This is a genomic window from Bacillus sp. FSL R5-0422 (genome assembly GCF_038610765.1).
Taxonomy (GTDB): Bacteria; Bacillota; Bacilli; order Bacillales; family Bacillaceae; genus Bacillus; species Bacillus pumilus_O.
Genome location: NZ_CP152014.1, coordinates 287,177 through 301,552 on the forward strand (window position 1 = coordinate 287,177; position 14,376 = coordinate 301,552).

Annotated in this window: 14 protein-coding genes; 9 read left to right on the forward strand and 5 right to left on the reverse strand. The window is 40.1% G+C overall.

Annotation, left to right across the window (positions count from 1 at the left end):
* The first annotated feature begins 27 nt into the window (after positions 1-27).
* The 3 genes from MKX52_RS01565 (at position 28) to MKX52_RS01575 (ending at position 3,537) form a co-directional block, all read left to right on the forward strand.
* Positions 28-1,314 (forward strand): sensor histidine kinase, encoded by a 1,287-nt coding sequence (locus MKX52_RS01565; RefSeq protein WP_342491331.1) that lies wholly within the window; start codon positions 28-30, stop codon positions 1,312-1,314.
* Positions 1,315-1,318: 4 nt separating this feature from the next.
* Positions 1,319-2,260, forward strand: a complete 942-nt coding sequence (locus MKX52_RS01570; RefSeq protein WP_012008820.1) for a response regulator — start codon at positions 1,319-1,321, stop codon at positions 2,258-2,260.
* 191 nt (positions 2,261-2,451) lie between these two features.
* Positions 2,452-3,537: an SEC-C metal-binding domain-containing protein gene (locus MKX52_RS01575; RefSeq protein ID WP_342491332.1), complete on the forward strand. Its 1,086-nt coding sequence runs from the start codon at positions 2,452-2,454 to the stop codon at positions 3,535-3,537.
* 54 nt (positions 3,538-3,591) lie between these two features.
* Here the strand turns inward: MKX52_RS01575 and MKX52_RS01580 are convergent, their stop codons facing one another.
* Complete coding sequence (locus MKX52_RS01580) at positions 3,592-4,632, reverse strand: DUF4352 domain-containing protein (protein ID WP_342491333.1); 1,041 nt, start codon at positions 4,630-4,632, stop codon at positions 3,592-3,594.
* Positions 4,633-5,028: 396 nt separating this feature from the next.
* On the opposite strand from MKX52_RS01580, the gene MKX52_RS01585 reads away from it, so the two are divergent.
* Entirely contained in the window at positions 5,029-5,958 is a 930-nt protein-coding gene (locus MKX52_RS01585) for an aldo/keto reductase (protein ID WP_119124364.1), read from the forward strand.
* Positions 5,959-5,987: 29 nt separating this feature from the next.
* Here the strand turns inward: MKX52_RS01585 and MKX52_RS01590 are convergent, their stop codons facing one another.
* Positions 5,988-6,764 carry a GHKL domain-containing protein gene (locus MKX52_RS01590; RefSeq protein WP_342491334.1) on the reverse strand — a complete coding sequence of 259 codons (777 nt, stop codon included), beginning with the start codon at positions 6,762-6,764 and terminating at the stop codon, positions 5,988-5,990.
* 197 nt (positions 6,765-6,961) lie between these two features.
* Positions 6,962-7,663 carry a LytTR family DNA-binding domain-containing protein gene (locus tag MKX52_RS01595; protein WP_088000793.1) on the reverse strand — a complete coding sequence of 234 codons (702 nt, stop codon included), beginning with the start codon at positions 7,661-7,663 and terminating at the stop codon, positions 6,962-6,964.
* A 161-nt stretch (positions 7,664-7,824) separates the two neighbouring features.
* Between MKX52_RS01595 and MKX52_RS01600 the strand changes: the two genes are divergently transcribed.
* The 3 genes from MKX52_RS01600 (at position 7,825) to MKX52_RS01610 (ending at position 10,217) form a co-directional block, all read left to right on the forward strand.
* Entirely contained in the window at positions 7,825-8,565 is a 741-nt protein-coding gene (locus MKX52_RS01600) for an ATP-binding cassette domain-containing protein (RefSeq protein WP_003217123.1), read from the forward strand.
* Positions 8,565-9,740 (forward strand): ABC transporter permease, encoded by a 1,176-nt coding sequence (locus tag MKX52_RS01605; protein WP_342491335.1) that lies wholly within the window; start codon positions 8,565-8,567, stop codon positions 9,738-9,740. The genes MKX52_RS01600 and MKX52_RS01605 overlap by 1 nt, the downstream gene beginning before the upstream one ends.
* A gap of 138 nt (positions 9,741-9,878) precedes the next feature.
* On the forward strand, positions 9,879-10,217 hold the full coding sequence (locus tag MKX52_RS01610) for a hypothetical protein (RefSeq protein ID WP_144504148.1): 339 nt from the start codon (positions 9,879-9,881) through the stop codon (positions 10,215-10,217).
* Positions 10,218-10,261: 44 nt separating this feature from the next.
* Here the strand turns inward: MKX52_RS01610 and MKX52_RS01615 are convergent, their stop codons facing one another.
* On the reverse strand, positions 10,262-11,320 hold the full coding sequence (locus MKX52_RS01615; RefSeq protein WP_012008829.1) for a DUF4352 domain-containing protein: 1,059 nt from the start codon (positions 11,318-11,320) through the stop codon (positions 10,262-10,264).
* A 538-nt stretch (positions 11,321-11,858) separates the two neighbouring features.
* Here MKX52_RS01615 and MKX52_RS01620 point away from each other — a divergent pair.
* Entirely contained in the window at positions 11,859-12,287 is a 429-nt protein-coding gene (locus MKX52_RS01620; RefSeq protein WP_039176249.1) for a cell wall hydrolase, read from the forward strand.
* A 119-nt stretch (positions 12,288-12,406) separates the two neighbouring features.
* Positions 12,407-13,186 (forward strand): glucose 1-dehydrogenase, encoded by a 780-nt coding sequence (locus MKX52_RS01625; RefSeq protein WP_342491864.1) that lies wholly within the window; start codon positions 12,407-12,409, stop codon positions 13,184-13,186.
* A gap of 20 nt (positions 13,187-13,206) precedes the next feature.
* Here MKX52_RS01625 and MKX52_RS01630 read toward each other — a convergent pair whose 3' ends face one another.
* Positions 13,207-14,247: an acyltransferase family protein gene (locus MKX52_RS01630; protein WP_342491336.1), complete on the reverse strand. Its 1,041-nt coding sequence runs from the start codon at positions 14,245-14,247 to the stop codon at positions 13,207-13,209.
* Between the last annotated feature and the right edge of the window lie 129 nt (positions 14,248-14,376).

A 14,376-nucleotide genomic window follows, 5' to 3' on the forward strand; every position in this document is an offset into this window, starting at 1 on the left:
GCAAAAAGGGGAAGGGATGTCAGTCATTTGAGTTTAAACCAGCTTGTTAAAAAAGACGCATTCATATTAATTTTCATGGTGGTGATTGTGCCACTTGCAGGAGAACTGAAGTTTTATCCTGTGAATGAAACGTTCCGGATCAGCTTTGGCGCACCTGCGTTTTTCTTTTGTTTATTACTCTTAAGAAAATCTAGACCGTTCTTGCCCGGATTTTTAACAGGCGCAGCCATTGTGCTTTTTCGAGTAGGTTTAGATTTAATTCAGCATCATGCTGGTTTCGCCGCATCATTTTATCAGCAATTCCCAAGTTTCTTTTTCTATTTTACATATGCATTCCTGTTCTTTGCCGTCCGTACGGGACGTTTTAAACAGCGCTCTATTTTTATTGGCATCATTGGTCTAATAATTGAATTATTGGCTGATTTTGTTGAGCTGTTTGTACAATATTTAGTATTTGATACGACGATGACGCTATCAAAGCTAAGTGATATGTTTCTCATTGCATTTGCTCACAGCTTTGTGGTGATCAGCTTTTTTAATATGATGAAGCTGTATGAGGCACAATCTAGAGAGAAGCAAATCATGAAACAAAATGAGCATATGATGATGGTCATTTCTAATTTATATGAAGAAACGGTTCATTTAAAGAAAACGTTAAAACATACAGAGCATATTACGCAAGAATCATACAGGCTGTATCGTCTCCTTTATGAACACGAAGCAGGTAAGGAAGTGAGTCAAGAACTGTTGAAGCTTGCAGGAGAAATCCATGAAGTGAAAAAGGACAATCAGCGTATTTATGCTGGGCTTTCTAAGCTGATTTCTAAGGAAAATATGCAAGACTATATGAAGGCGGAAGAGCTTGTTCAAATTGTTCTCCGCATTCAAGAAAAGTATGCGCTCTCTCTAGGGAAAAACATCTCCTTTTCATCTGATATAAGAGGCATTCATTTGCATGATTACCATGTGTTCATTTTCTTATCGCTCATTAATAATTTAATGGCAAATGCGGTTGAAGCCATAGAGGGTAACGGAATGATCTCACTCGTATTGAAAGGAAGTCATGATAAAATAGAGATTCGGATTGAAGATGATGGCCCGGGGATTCCAGAAAAAATGAGAGACATAGTATTTGATCCAGGCTATACTTCCAAATTTGATGCATATGGAACACCATCAACTGGGATTGGATTATCCTATGTGAAAGAGCTGGTTAAAGAGCTTGGTGGTCAAATTAAAATCGAACAAAGAGAAACTAAGGGAACAGCTTTTCAGCTAATCCTTCCTATACAAAATTTAATACAGAGAGGGTGAGTGTATGCGATTTTTCATTGCAGATGATGATCGTGCAATACGCTCGATTTTAGGCCAAATCATTGAGGATGAAGATTTGGGAGAGGTCGTGGATGAAGCCGATGACGGAGTTGGATTAGAGGCACATTCATTGAACCTAAAAAAAATAGACATCCTTCTGATTGACCTTTTGATGCCTGCTAGAGATGGCATTCAAACCATACGTCATATTCACCCTGAATTCAAAGGCAAAATCATGATGATTTCCCAAGTAGAGGCGAAAGAGATGATGGCAGAAGCCTATGAATTAGGGATTGAATATTATATCCATAAGCCTGTCAATCGCATTGAAATCGTCAGTGTGATTCGAAAAGTCATCGAGCGGATCAAGCTGGAGAAATCGATTTATGATATTCAAGCGTCCCTTCGCCATGTGCTGCCGCTAGAGCCTGTTATTTCTCATCATACGACGGGTACTGGTTTGAAGAAAAGGACGATGAAAGAGGCGGGGGAATTTCTTTTATCTGAACTAGGAATTGTTGGAGAGAGTGGATCTAAGGATTTACTAGAGATCCTGATCTACCTACATGAAACACAGTCAGCCAATTCTCATGAGGTCAATTTCCCGCCATTAAAGCAGCTCTTTATCAAAACGGCGGAGAGGAAGCTGGATCATGGGGCAACCGATGTCGAAGTGATGAGAGAAGTGAAAGCGGCAGAGCAGCGGATTAGACGTGCTATTCATCATTCCTTGAATCATTTTGCTTCACTAGGATTAACAGATTTCTCGAATCCTAAGTTTGAGCACTATGCGTCAAAGTTTTTTGACTTTACCGATGTCAGCCAAAGAATGAAAGAAATGCAGAAGACCTCTCCATCCGCAGGTTCAACGGGCAGAGTCAATACGAAGAAGTTTGTTCAAATTTTTTATTTTGAAGCAAAGCAGTTATTTGAGGGAATGAGCTGAAGAAAATCTATTGGAATGATTGGAGAAAATAAACAGGAAAAGACCGCTATTCCTATGATCTTTCGTGATGTTTATGTATCTTTATCATTTAACTGATGATTCTGATTTTTCTTTTTTCTTGAAAATAAAACTCTCTTGTGCAAACGTTTGTTAAAATAGTGAGGTTAGACTAGAATGTCGGAGGTTTTATTTTGGGAAAAATTAAACGAAATGCGCTCTGCCCATGCGGAAGCGGAAAAAAATATAAACATTGCTGTGGTCAAAAGTCAGGCGGAGAACAAACGTCTGAGCTTGTGTTTAAGGAAGCTGTACAAGTTCAAAAGGATTTAATGAATTATGCATTCTCTAAACATCAGAGAGCCATCAATCAATTCATTAATGAGTTTTCTTTTCTTGCAGATATGGATAAAGAAACGCAACAAATCTCGGTCTTTCATTTGAGTGTATGGGGCATCTTTTTCCGTCCATTAACGGACCAAAAAGAAACCATCTTCCAAGAATTCCTGACAAAGAAAGCGGAAGATATTACCCGTCCGAAAACAAAACAAGTGGTTCAATCATGGACAGACATGGAACCATCTTTGCTTTTATTAAATGAAAAAACGGACGAGTCTCTTTACTTTGAGAATATGGTGACAGCTGAAAAGGTTGAAGTAGATGTAAAACCGGATCAAACAGTGCTACCTGAAAAGGGAAGTCTCGTGCTTGGATTCCCTGTTCAATTTGAAGAAAAAGCAGAGTTTTTCATTCAATATACGATGTTTGCGAAAGAGTTTACAGATACGCTTCTTCTTCAAGTTCGTCAGCTTGTTGAAGCATATGAGGCAAATGGAGGAACGCGCAGCACATTTATGAGAGAATCATTCCCTAACGTGTTGGAGTGCATGTTTGCGAAGCAAGAAGTAGAAGAATCAGAAACATCTGCTCAAACAGAAGGCGATACGGGCCTAACAGCAGATCGCATGGACTGGGCAAGTGACGTTCAACTGGAAACAGCTAAGCTGATTGAAGACGGAATGAAGGAACACGGGGACCAAAGCCTGACTGATGGCGCGTTAACTGTGTGGAAAGCCTATTGTGATCAGAAATCACCTGTGATCCGTAAAGCAGCATCATTTGCTGCGGGAATCGAATATTACATTCATTCACTTGCAAGCGATGCCCCGCTTTCTCAAGCGCAAATAGCGAAAAAGTATGGCATTAGTGCGTCTACTGTATCGAGCCGTTTTAAAGATATCGAAAAAGCGGTGAAAGAAGAACAAGAGGCGACGGTATAGCATAAGAAAAGACGCGGCTCCTTCATTGGGCCAGCGTCTTTTTTTAATTCATGATTATCTTGTTTTAATAAAACCACTCATGTACTGGGATGTATTGTAATCGTTGAGGTCAATTTTCCACTGACCATCCCCATTACGTTTCATTTTCACTTCGTATTCAGTCGGGCTGGAGACTGGGGGAAGCTTCTCGAATTCAGATGCGTACAAGTTTAAGCTTTTCTTATACAATTCTTCTTTAGAGCCGATCTTGCGGTTGTAAAACTCGTCTCTTTGTTTGTCTAGTTTGTCTTTTAAGTTAGTAGCATCAATGCCTGTTACTTGAGCGACAACCTTCGCCTCGTCATTAGAGATGGTTTTTACACTTGTTTCTACTTTGGTTTTATCCTTCATGGTGTCTTGAATCCGTTTGTACATCGACAGAATATCACGGTCACTTACTTCATTGCCGTACATGCCGGCGGTTCTTTTGAAGTCTTTTACGAACATATCGTGGTATTTATTCACGACATCGGATTGATTGTCGCCCGTTAAATCTGCAAATTGATCGTTCTTTTTGTCAAACACAATGATATCCGTATAAGCGGATAGCGCTTTTGCAGGGTTATCCAGCTTTTTTGCTGTATCCAATATTTTGTTTCCATCTAGGTTGATTTCGATCGAATCACTGTTTTTCTTGATGCTGTCTTGGTACACGAACTGATATTTTTTCCCTTTGTCTACTAGGAAATAAAGAGCACCTGATTGTGATTTTCCTTTGTTCAATGAACCAAGATCAAGACGGTCTTTACTGCCGTAAAATTTTAAATCAGATACTTTGGCATCGTCCTGATAAAGGGAGAAGTCAGAGCTATATAATGAGAGAGCTTTGTCGCCTTTGTTTGTAATCGTCAGGTTGACTTTTAGTACCAATTCATTGTCTCTTAGCGTAGTTGATGAGTCTTCTGGTAACGTATATACGTAGCTATCGACTTTTACCTCTGCTGTTTTTGTTGATTTTTGATCAGCGTTGCTTGATTTTGCTGAGCTCTGGCAAGCTGCAGAGATAATCATCACGAATGAAATCATGAGGAGTGCGCTTATTTTTTTAAGATTCACAGTTAATGCTCCTTTGCTTTTCTTTCGTCATTTCATTCCCGCTATCTGACTATGATAAAAGAAACAGATAGGATGGTATATTCGGGTGTTACAGGGGAAAATCTCCTTATGACGATTTGCACTTTTCATTCTATCGAAATTTAATCATGCTGAGGAATAGGTTTTAGTCCCTATCTTTGAAAGAAATTGACACAAAAATCAATAATAAAAGGAAATTTGTAAGTCTAAAATACCGGTCAATAAGAATTAATTTGTAGATTTATTATCTGTTTTAAATGTTTTTTAGGTAAAAATCTTGAAGTGAGGGTGTTGCTGCTTCAGAGAGCAGGATACTTGAATGTTGAAAAGGATTCATGGGAAAATAAGGATGATTAAGCAGATAAGGGAGATGAGCTTTTGAAAAAGGTAACGCTTGGACGAACTAATTTACAGGTGAATCCGATAGGGCTTGGTACGAATGCGGTGGGTGGACATAATTTGTTCCCGAACCTGAGTGAAGATGCCGGAAGAGAGCTTGTGGAGACAGCTCTTGATCAAGGTGTCAATTTCTTAGATTCTGCTTTTATTTATGGGCTGGGCCGTTCAGAGGAATTGATTGGTGAGATTATTGCCAAAAGAGGCGGTAGAGAAAACCTTGTCCTTGCGACAAAAGGGGCTCATAAAGAAGTAAACGGACAAATTGAATTGGATAACAGCCGAGACTTTTTAAGAGAGCAGGTCGAAAATAGCCTGAAACGACTGAAAACAGATTATATTGATTTATACTATATGCATTTCCCGGACGGCCGGACGCCGCTGGAAGAAGTAGCAGGCACATTAAAGGAATTGAAGGATGAAGGGAAAATCAGGGCGATTGGTGCATCTAACCTTGATTTTGAACAGCTTCAAGCCTTTAATCGAGATGGCTACTTAGATGTGCTTCAGTCGGAATATTCTTTGCTGAAACGTGAGGCAGAAAAGGATCTTCTCCCTTATTGCGTCGAGCATCGTATTTCCTTTATTCCTTATTTCCCGTTGGCGTCAGGTTTGTTGACTGGTAAATTTACGAAGGATGCGACATTTGATGATATTCGAGCAAAAGATCCGCTTTTCCAAGGTGAGGCGTTCCTTCAAAATCTCGAAAAAGTAGACAAGCTAAAGGCAATTGCACAATCTAAAAACGCCGAAACGGCACACGTCGCACTCGCTTGGCTTTTAGCACAGGACGGGATTGATGCCATTATTCCAGGTGCAAAACGAGCTGAGCAAGTTCAGCAAAATCTCAAAACAAACGACGTTCAATTAACAAAAGAAGAAATCAATCAAATTGACCAGATTTTCTCTTAATAAAAAAAGGTGCTTAGCTGCACCTTTTTTTATGTCGTGAGGGGGATTTTGATGACAAGTCGCAAATATGGAGAACGGTAAGTGAAATCAAGAGTACCGTCTGCCTTTTTAACAAGCTGATGAATGATATACGTCCCCATTCCTTGATGATCGCCGCCTTTTGTCGAGCGTCCAAAGTTTCTGAACAAATGGTCTAACACGTGTTTTTCCATTCCTTTTGTGCTGTTTTCACAATGGATTAAAAAGAGCCCGCTTCGAATAGAGGTCGCAATCGAGATGCTGCCCTCTTTCCCTGCTTGCTTCGCTTCAATCGCTGCGTCTAGAGCATTATCAAGCAAGTTTCCAGTAAAACTAACCTGATCCGCCTTAGAAAAAGGAAGCGATGAAAAAGGCGCTTGAAGGTCTAGAGAAAGGGCAATGTCCTCTTTTTCAGCCCGTTGAAAAAAGGAATGCAGGGTTGAGGCCAAATAGGCATTTTCTCCTTTCATCCAAGGGAAATGTTTGACGTATTGCTGAATCAAATCCTTGATCTCATGCTCGTCGTTTGACGCGGAAAAGGCATTTAAATGTCTAGCAGTTTCATGATGTTTACTGCGCAGCTCAAGTAGCAATTCATTGGTTCTTGATTCTGCGTTGATCAGCTCTTGAAGCCGCCCATTTAATCGTCTCTCCGTTTGCATCATCTTCAATGAAAGGATATCTGCTGTCATGATGATCACAAAAACCAGAAGAGAGCTCCATCCATTTCCTTGCGTCAGAAAAAGGGAAAGACCTGCACAGGTAAAGAGCACAAAAGCACCCAACATTACATAACCACTTACATGAGGCAAAAACCTTTTGTATATGAAACATGTATAAAGACCAATCACGCAAAAAGTGAGGAGCCACAGCACTCCTGATGATTGAGGCAGAAAAGCTTCAGTTACTGCATGAAACGCAAGACCTAGCCATATGAGAGCAAATATGCGGAATCCAAGATAGAAAGCGTTCACGTTCGTTCTCCTTAAAAATAATATTTCTTAAAGTATTCTAATTGCTGCTTGGTCATCATGGCTTTTTTATCAGTACCTTCAAAAGACACGATAAATGAATTTTTGGCATATGCCGAGAAGTTCTTAATGTAATGTATATTGATGATAAATGATCGGTGAGAGCGGATAAAATCTTTTTCAGCTAGATCGCCCTTTAACTCGTTTAGTGTCTGATATGTTTGGATATCTCCTGTTGTTGTGACAATGGTGGTTGACCGGCCTGTTCGCTCAACAAAAATGACATCTTTCTTTTGAAGCACGTGAATTTCTGACTGCTGCTTTATGAGAAGCCGTCCATGAATGCTTTTCTCCTGCTTGGTGGACATGTAGCGCTCTAAGGATTTGGCAATTCGATCAGCTTGGTAGGGCTTCATAATATAATCATGAACATTTAAATCAAACGCATGGACCGCATATCCGCTGTTTCCTGTCACAAAGACAACATCGACATTCAGTGCATGAGAGTGAATGAGATCCGCTAATTCATAACCGGACATTCCGGGCATTTCAATGTCTGCGAACAACAGATCAATATCTCCTTTTTTGACCTTCTCATATGCATCTTCTGCTGACTGCGTGACAAAGACAATCTCCACAGCCTCCATTCTGCCTACAATGGCATGCAGCTTTTCTAAATCTACTCGGTAATCGTCAACGAGACCTACTTTTATCATAAAAATCACCTATGACTCTTCTTATTATTTGTCTATTTTACCATTTGTTTTTTTAAAATAGATCATTTCAAGACAGAAAAAGGACGTTTCGCGACATTTTTATGTCAAGCAAGCGTCATTTTTTCTATCATAGACTTAGAAAGTTGAAAGGGGCGAACCACATGATTACTCTCAGCGATTGTAGTTGCTGGTTTAAAGATAAGAAAAAGGTTGTAAAAGCGATGAAGCATATGACGTTCTCCGTGAAGGAAGGGGAAGTCGTTGGCATCCTAGGAGAAAATGGAGCAGGGAAAACCACCTTATTACGCGCCGTTGCCACATTATTAGAACCTACGCACGGATCAGTCACTGTCGCAGGCTTTGATACGGTGAAAGAATCAACGGAAGTGAAAAAGCGAATTGGTGTCTTGTTTGGCGGTGAGACGGGGCTTTACGATCGTTTGACGGCACGAGAAAACCTTGAATACTTTGGCAAATTGTATGGCTTAGATCAGCATGAAATCAAAGCAAGAATAGAGGATTTGGCAAAGCGTTTTGGGATGAGACAATACATGGATCGCAAGGTGAAAGGATTCTCAAGAGGAATGAAACAAAAAGTGGCGATTGCCAGAACCTTAATTCATGATCCTGATATTATTTTATTTGATGAGCCGACAACAGGCTTGGATATCACATCAAGTAATATTTTCAGAGATTTTATTCATCAACTCAAGCAGCAAAATAAAACCATCCTTTTTTCAAGTCACATCATGGAAGAAGTCAGCCAGCTTTGTGACAGTGTGATGATGATTCATCAAGGAGAACTTGTGTATAAAGGGACACTTCCAGAATTATATACACAGGAACAAAGTGATGACTTGAACTATATCTTTATGTCGAAGCTCGCTAGGGGGATTTCATAATGTGGAAAACCGTATTTAAAAAAGAAATGACAGATGCGCTAAGAGACCGAAAAACGTTACTCTTAACAGTGCTGATTCCTCTTTTGACGATGCTTGGATTGGTGTTCTTTTATGAAAGCATGATTGCAGATCCAGGAGATGAAACCTATACGGTCGCATTGAATGAACAGCTTCCAACGGAAATGAATCAAATGATCAAAGAGGTCAAAAACCTCACACTTGAAACTTTTGATGACCCGCAGCAAGCTGTCAAAGATGGAAAGGCGAATGCTTACCTGGAAATGCCGAAAGAGGCAGACGACATGCTTCAGCATCAAAAGTCATTTGCAATTAAAATTCATGGGTATACAACAGATGATGATTCGGTCATTGCGGTTCAAATGCTGCAATCCTTATTGGAGCAGTATCAAAACCAAGTCGTAGAAAAGCGTTTAGCGGCTGATCAAATCAACACGTCAGTTATTCATCCATTTGAGGTGCAGTCCGTTGATGTAGAAGAAGGCGATGAAGGAGAAAATGGCATGACCTCTATGCTTTTGTCGATTCTTCTTCCAATGATTTTGGTGACCTCCGTCATCTCAGGTGCTTTGCCAGCTGCGCTTGATATTGTAGCGGGTGAAAAAGACCGAAAATCCATTGAAGCGTTGTTCCTCACACCTGCAAGCAGACTCCAAATTCTCATCGGAAAATGGCTGGCTGTCTCCATGTTCGGGATTTTAAGTGGAATTGTAGCGATCGGCATGCTGCTTTTATCCACACTGCTCTTTACAGAAAAGCTAAAACAAGCACTGAACTTTGGTGATCAAATGTGGAGCATTATCGCCGTCATGTTTGCGGCGCTCATCATCTTCTCCTTCATGGTATCGATGATTGAACTGCTACTCAGTGTCGTTTCAAGCTCAGTAAAAGAAGCACAATCGTACATGTCCATGATCATTACATTAGGTGTAATCCCGATGTTCTTTACCATGAGAGCAGGTGCTACGCAGCTAGATACGTATTACTTTGCAATCCCATTCCTTAATATTCACGCGCTTTGTAAGCAATTAATGTTTGGCATCATCGATCCGATGGCCGTCACTCTAACACTCGGCTCCTCAGCTCTCGCAGTCGTCATCTTGTTTGTCATCGTGAGAAGCTTGTTTATGAAAGAAAAGTGGATGCTTGCAAAATAAAGAAAGTAAAAACTTGTAGATTTTATCTGCAAGTTTTTTTATATCCAGAGATTTATTTAAAAGAGATTCACAATCGGGTGAAAGGAATGTCATAATGTTACATTATTATCCTAATTTATTTAAAGAGGTGATTCGTGTATGTTTGATCAAACAGAAGACGATGATGTGCTAGAGCTATGTAATATATATGCTCAACAAACACACCATTTTGAAGCGTTTATTTTGGGGAACAGGAAAGGATTATTGGAATTAAGAAAAGCGATAGATGAGGCATTAGAAACGGGTAGTTCCGTTGCACATTTATATCCATCTGATTTTGAAGGATATGAAACGTATGTTGCTTTAGTAGACGATGAGCAAAAGTTTGAGAAATTAATGGATCCTTATGTAGAGGAATACGCACAAGAGGAGGATGCGGTTGATCCGGTTGAGGTGATAAAAGAGTATGAAGCTGTAAAAGAAAATCCTTCATCATAGACGGTAAATGATAAGAAAAAACCCCCGGCATCGGGGGTTTTCCATTAGTTCTTGATGAACTTTTCAACTAATGAGCTTGTTTTGTAATCGTTCAAATCAAGTTTCCATTGGTCGATGTCATTTTTCTTCATGTTGACTTCTACTGTTTCTTCAGAAGATGAAGGTCCTAATTTTTTGAACTCTTCTGGGTAGATCGAGAGTAAATATTTTTGTGCTTCATCATAAGACGCTGAACGGTTTTTGCTGTAGAACTCAGTCGCTTTCTCTTTTAGACGATCGACAAGCGGGCTTGCATCAATTGGTGTAAGAGTTACAGTCACAACAGCTTTATCACCACTGATGGCTTTTGTTTTTGTTGAGACTTTTGATTTTTCAGCTAATGTTTCTTTTACAGCTTTTAAAAGCTTATCAAGGTTTTCGTCCTTTGCTGAGCTAGAAGAAATACCTGATGACGTGATGTAGCCTTGTTTGAATGATTTATCAAATTGGTTTACAACAGTTGATTTGTTATCACCTGTTAGTTTTTCGAACTCGTCGTTATTCTTACCAAAAATCATGACATCAATATAAGAAGAAAGGGCTTTTGCAGATGCTTGAAGTGTATCTGCTTTTTTCATTAAGTCTTTACCTTTAATATCGAATTCTAGTGTTTTGTCATCTTTTTTAGAACCACTACCTGGCTCATTGTACACAAGCTGATAGTCTTTTTCTTTATCAACAACAAAGAAAAGACCGCCTTTTGATACTTTTCCTGCATTTAGAGAGCTAGAAGATAATACTTCGTTGTAATCATCTGGTGAGATCGTAGACACTTGTGAGTCATCTTGGTAAAGCGTGAAGTTGCTTTTATCAACATTTAGAGGCTCTTTGCTGATATTTTTTACAGATACGTTCACTTTTAGTACATACTGATCATCCTGTACAGATGTATCGTATTGAGGTGGTAATGTGTACTCAGCACTTTCTACCTTTACCTCTGCTGAATCAAGGGATTTTGTATCTTTTTCCTTTGCAGCTGACTTTTCTTTTCCACCACTACAAGCAGCAGCGACAACAGTGACACACAAGATTAGAAGAAACAGGGATAATTTCTTTTTAAACATGACGTGTTTTCCTCCTCGGGTTTTATGGTGAATTTCATTGGAAAGCTTTAGTTCATATCATTCTTTTTGCACAAAAAGAAAAATACTGTATGTTTTTTACTGTAGAATGAAGCGAAAGTACTGTCAATACTTCAGTGCGTTTCTAAGTTTGCACAGCTTCAAATAGTAAAAATGACACTAAGTTGAGAGGAGAAACTTGTAAATTATGATTTGATGTCTCCTGTAAAAACTCAACATTTTATATTTTAAGGTTTTGAGTCGGATTGTTGAATAGGTTCAAATGACTGTTTTTGATAATGGTGTAGCAATTAGAAGGATTTTTATGACTTGTAAATGAGTCTATAGTAATGAATATTTTTTCCTGTTATGCGCATGATTACTTGGTTTGTGTGTTGTTGCCAGAGAGACACATGTCCAGCAAAATATTGAGGTATTTAGACAGGCTCACGACACGGAATGTGTCTTTTCCCTTCAAAATGGCAGTCATCTACACAGAAACCCTACATAAAATAAAAGAGAAACGAATGGAGGTGGATGTATGGCAGTGGTAAGAGCGACAAGCTCTGATATTGATCTCATGGCCAGACTGCTGAGAGCTGAGGCAGAAGGTGAAGGGAAGCAAGGGATGCTGCTCGTAGGAAATGTGGGCATCAACCGGTTGCGTGCCAACTGCTCTGACTTTAAAGGGCTGCGTACGATTCCACAAATGATTTATCAAGAGCATGCATTTGAAGCAGTCACGCACGGTTATTTTTATCAACGAGCACGAGAAACGGAAAAAACACTTGCGCGGAGGAATATTAACGGAGAACGATTTTGGCCAGCAAAATTCAGCCTTTGGTATTTTAAACCGCCTGGTAATTGTCCAGCGACGTGGTACAATCAGCCTTTTGTGGCAAGGTATAAGTCGCATTGCTTTTATCAGCCAACTGCTGAAACATGTGAAAATGTCTATAACACTTTTTAGCTTGATGAACAGCACAATCCTCGTAGTCAACGATTGCAGAGGGTTGTGTTTTTCTTTTTTTCAAAATGGGTAACCATTGTGTATCAACTAGATGAAGCACGTGATAGGAGGAAATAATGATGTATCAAGATTTAAAAGGAAAAACAGCCATTGTCACAGGTTCTTCAAAAGGAATCGGACAAGCCATCGCATTACGATTTGGACAAGAGCAGATGAATGTGGTTGTGAACTATAAAGGTGATGAAGAGGGTGCTGAAGAAACGGTACAAGCCATTCAGCAGAATGGAGGTAGGGCGGTGAAAGTACACGCGGATGTCTCCAAAGAGGATGGCATTCAAGCCATCATGGATACAGCCCTGGAGCATTTCGGTACAGTCGATGTGTTCGTCAATAATTCAGGATTTAATGGTGAAGAAGTGATGCCGCATGAGATGACGCTCGAGCAATGGCAAAAAGTTATTGATGTGAATATCACAGGCGCCTTTTTAGGGGCAAAGGCTGCAATCGCCTATATGATGGAGCATGACATCAAAGGGTCTATTTTAAATATATCCAGTGTCCATCAGGAAATACCGCGCCCGTTCAATGTTCACTATTCCACTTCCAAGGGCGGAATGAACATGATGACAAAAACGCTGGCTCTTGATTATGCGGAAGCAGGTATTCGGATCAATGCGATTGCACCAGGTACAATGGCGACCGAATCGAATGATGATTTGCAGGATGAACAGAAAAAACAAAAGCAGCTTGAAAAGATTCCGATGAGAGCATTTGGTGAACCGAAGGAGATTGGGTCCGCTGCTGCATTTCTCGTATCTAAGGAAGCTTCGTATATCACAGGCACCACTTTATTTGTAGATGGAGGAATGACGCTTTACCCTTCTCAAATCAATGATTAATCCAAAAAACATCCGCCCTTTCAGCCGGCGGATGTTTTTTGTTCGTATCGGTGTGCGGCTTTGGCTGGTTTGCCGAGCAGCATCGGGTATTTGCTTAGGAAGGAGATACATGGCACCATAAGCAGCAATGTTCCAATCGTGTAAAAGAGAGTCCAAGAGAGCTGCGCTGTATCTGCAATATTGATACCAAGTCCATAATAAACAAATGCTTTCATGATATCGATGCCGGCAAACTGCAAGACAAGAATGACAATGGAATTTCGTCCGAGATACGTCAAAATAGGGGACGTTTTGAATTTGAAACTTAAATAAATCACGGCAGCTGAACCGAGCAGTGCACATACATAGAAAAGAAAAAGATCACCATAGTCATTCACGCGCATATCGATCCGCGAATTAAAGCTTTGCATGTAAGCCGTCAGTACAAGCAGACCTGTACAAAGAAGAAGGGTTGGGTCTGTTTTTAATTCCACAAACCATTGCTTTGCCAAAAATCCGATTGAATAAAACACAACAGCCGTCAAGGCGACATTGGCATTCCACGGCAGACTTTGGTTTAAAAGCAAGGTAGAGGCAAATCCAGCGCCTCCGCAAAGGACGGTTAGTAAAATCAAAACGGCAGGTTTCCCTTTTGTCAGACGGTGCATAAAGAAAAAGATCAATTCCACTAAAAAGAGCGTTGTTAAAAACCAGATGGCTGGGTTATGCGTGAGTCTAGCTTCATCTGCATTGGATATAAAAATACCTGTAAAAGGAACGAAGGGGTCAATATCCGTTTGTCCCTTAAAGGCAAAAAAACGAGTAACGGTGAACCAGAAAACATACGTAATGATAGAGAAATAGAGATAGGGCAAGAGTAAGCTTTTGGCTTTCTTCTGAATAAATGACAGAGCAGGGCGTGAGGATGATCGAAACATCATGCCGGATAGTAAAAAGAAAAGCGGCATATGAAAAGAGTAAATGAATTGCTTGAACGAATCTGGAATGGGCACATGCGCCATGACCACGAGCAGAATACCGATTCCTTTAGCCGCATCGACCCAGTCGAGTCTCTTATTCATGACCTGTCATCTCCTTCCTTCTAGCGTCGTAAACGGTTCTTTTATATGTACCTCTACTATATAAAAGGTACACCCTTTATGCGTTTACAGTTCGCTAACGATTAGAAGACACATTTGCGATCAGATGAC

What these genes read in the sequence shown, in the direction of transcription:
- MKX52_RS01605 (WP_342491335.1), top strand. Translation starts at nt 8,565, where the DNA reads ATGTGGAAAACCGTATTTAAAAAAGAAATGACAGATGCGCTAAGAGAC.
- MKX52_RS01595 (WP_088000793.1), bottom strand. Translation starts at nt 7,663, where the DNA reads ATGATAAAAGTAGGTCTCGTTGACGATTACCGAGTAGATTTAGAAAAG.
- MKX52_RS01630 (WP_342491336.1), bottom strand. Translation starts at nt 14,247, where the DNA reads ATGAATAAGAGACTCGACTGGGTCGATGCGGCTAAAGGAATCGGTATT.
- MKX52_RS01610 (WP_144504148.1), top strand. Translation starts at nt 9,879, where the DNA reads ATGTTTGATCAAACAGAAGACGATGATGTGCTAGAGCTATGTAATATA.
- MKX52_RS01625 (WP_342491864.1), top strand. Translation starts at nt 12,407, where the DNA reads ATGTATCAAGATTTAAAAGGAAAAACAGCCATTGTCACAGGTTCTTCA.
- MKX52_RS01590 (WP_342491334.1), bottom strand. Translation starts at nt 6,764, where the DNA reads ATGTTGGGTGCTTTTGTGCTCTTTACCTGTGCAGGTCTTTCCCTTTTT.
- MKX52_RS01615 (WP_012008829.1), bottom strand. Translation starts at nt 11,320, where the DNA reads ATGTTTAAAAAGAAATTATCCCTGTTTCTTCTAATCTTGTGTGTCACT.
- MKX52_RS01620 (WP_039176249.1), top strand. Translation starts at nt 11,859, where the DNA reads ATGGCAGTGGTAAGAGCGACAAGCTCTGATATTGATCTCATGGCCAGA.
- MKX52_RS01600 (WP_003217123.1), top strand. Translation starts at nt 7,825, where the DNA reads ATGATTACTCTCAGCGATTGTAGTTGCTGGTTTAAAGATAAGAAAAAG.
- MKX52_RS01570 (WP_012008820.1), top strand. Translation starts at nt 1,319, where the DNA reads ATGCGATTTTTCATTGCAGATGATGATCGTGCAATACGCTCGATTTTA.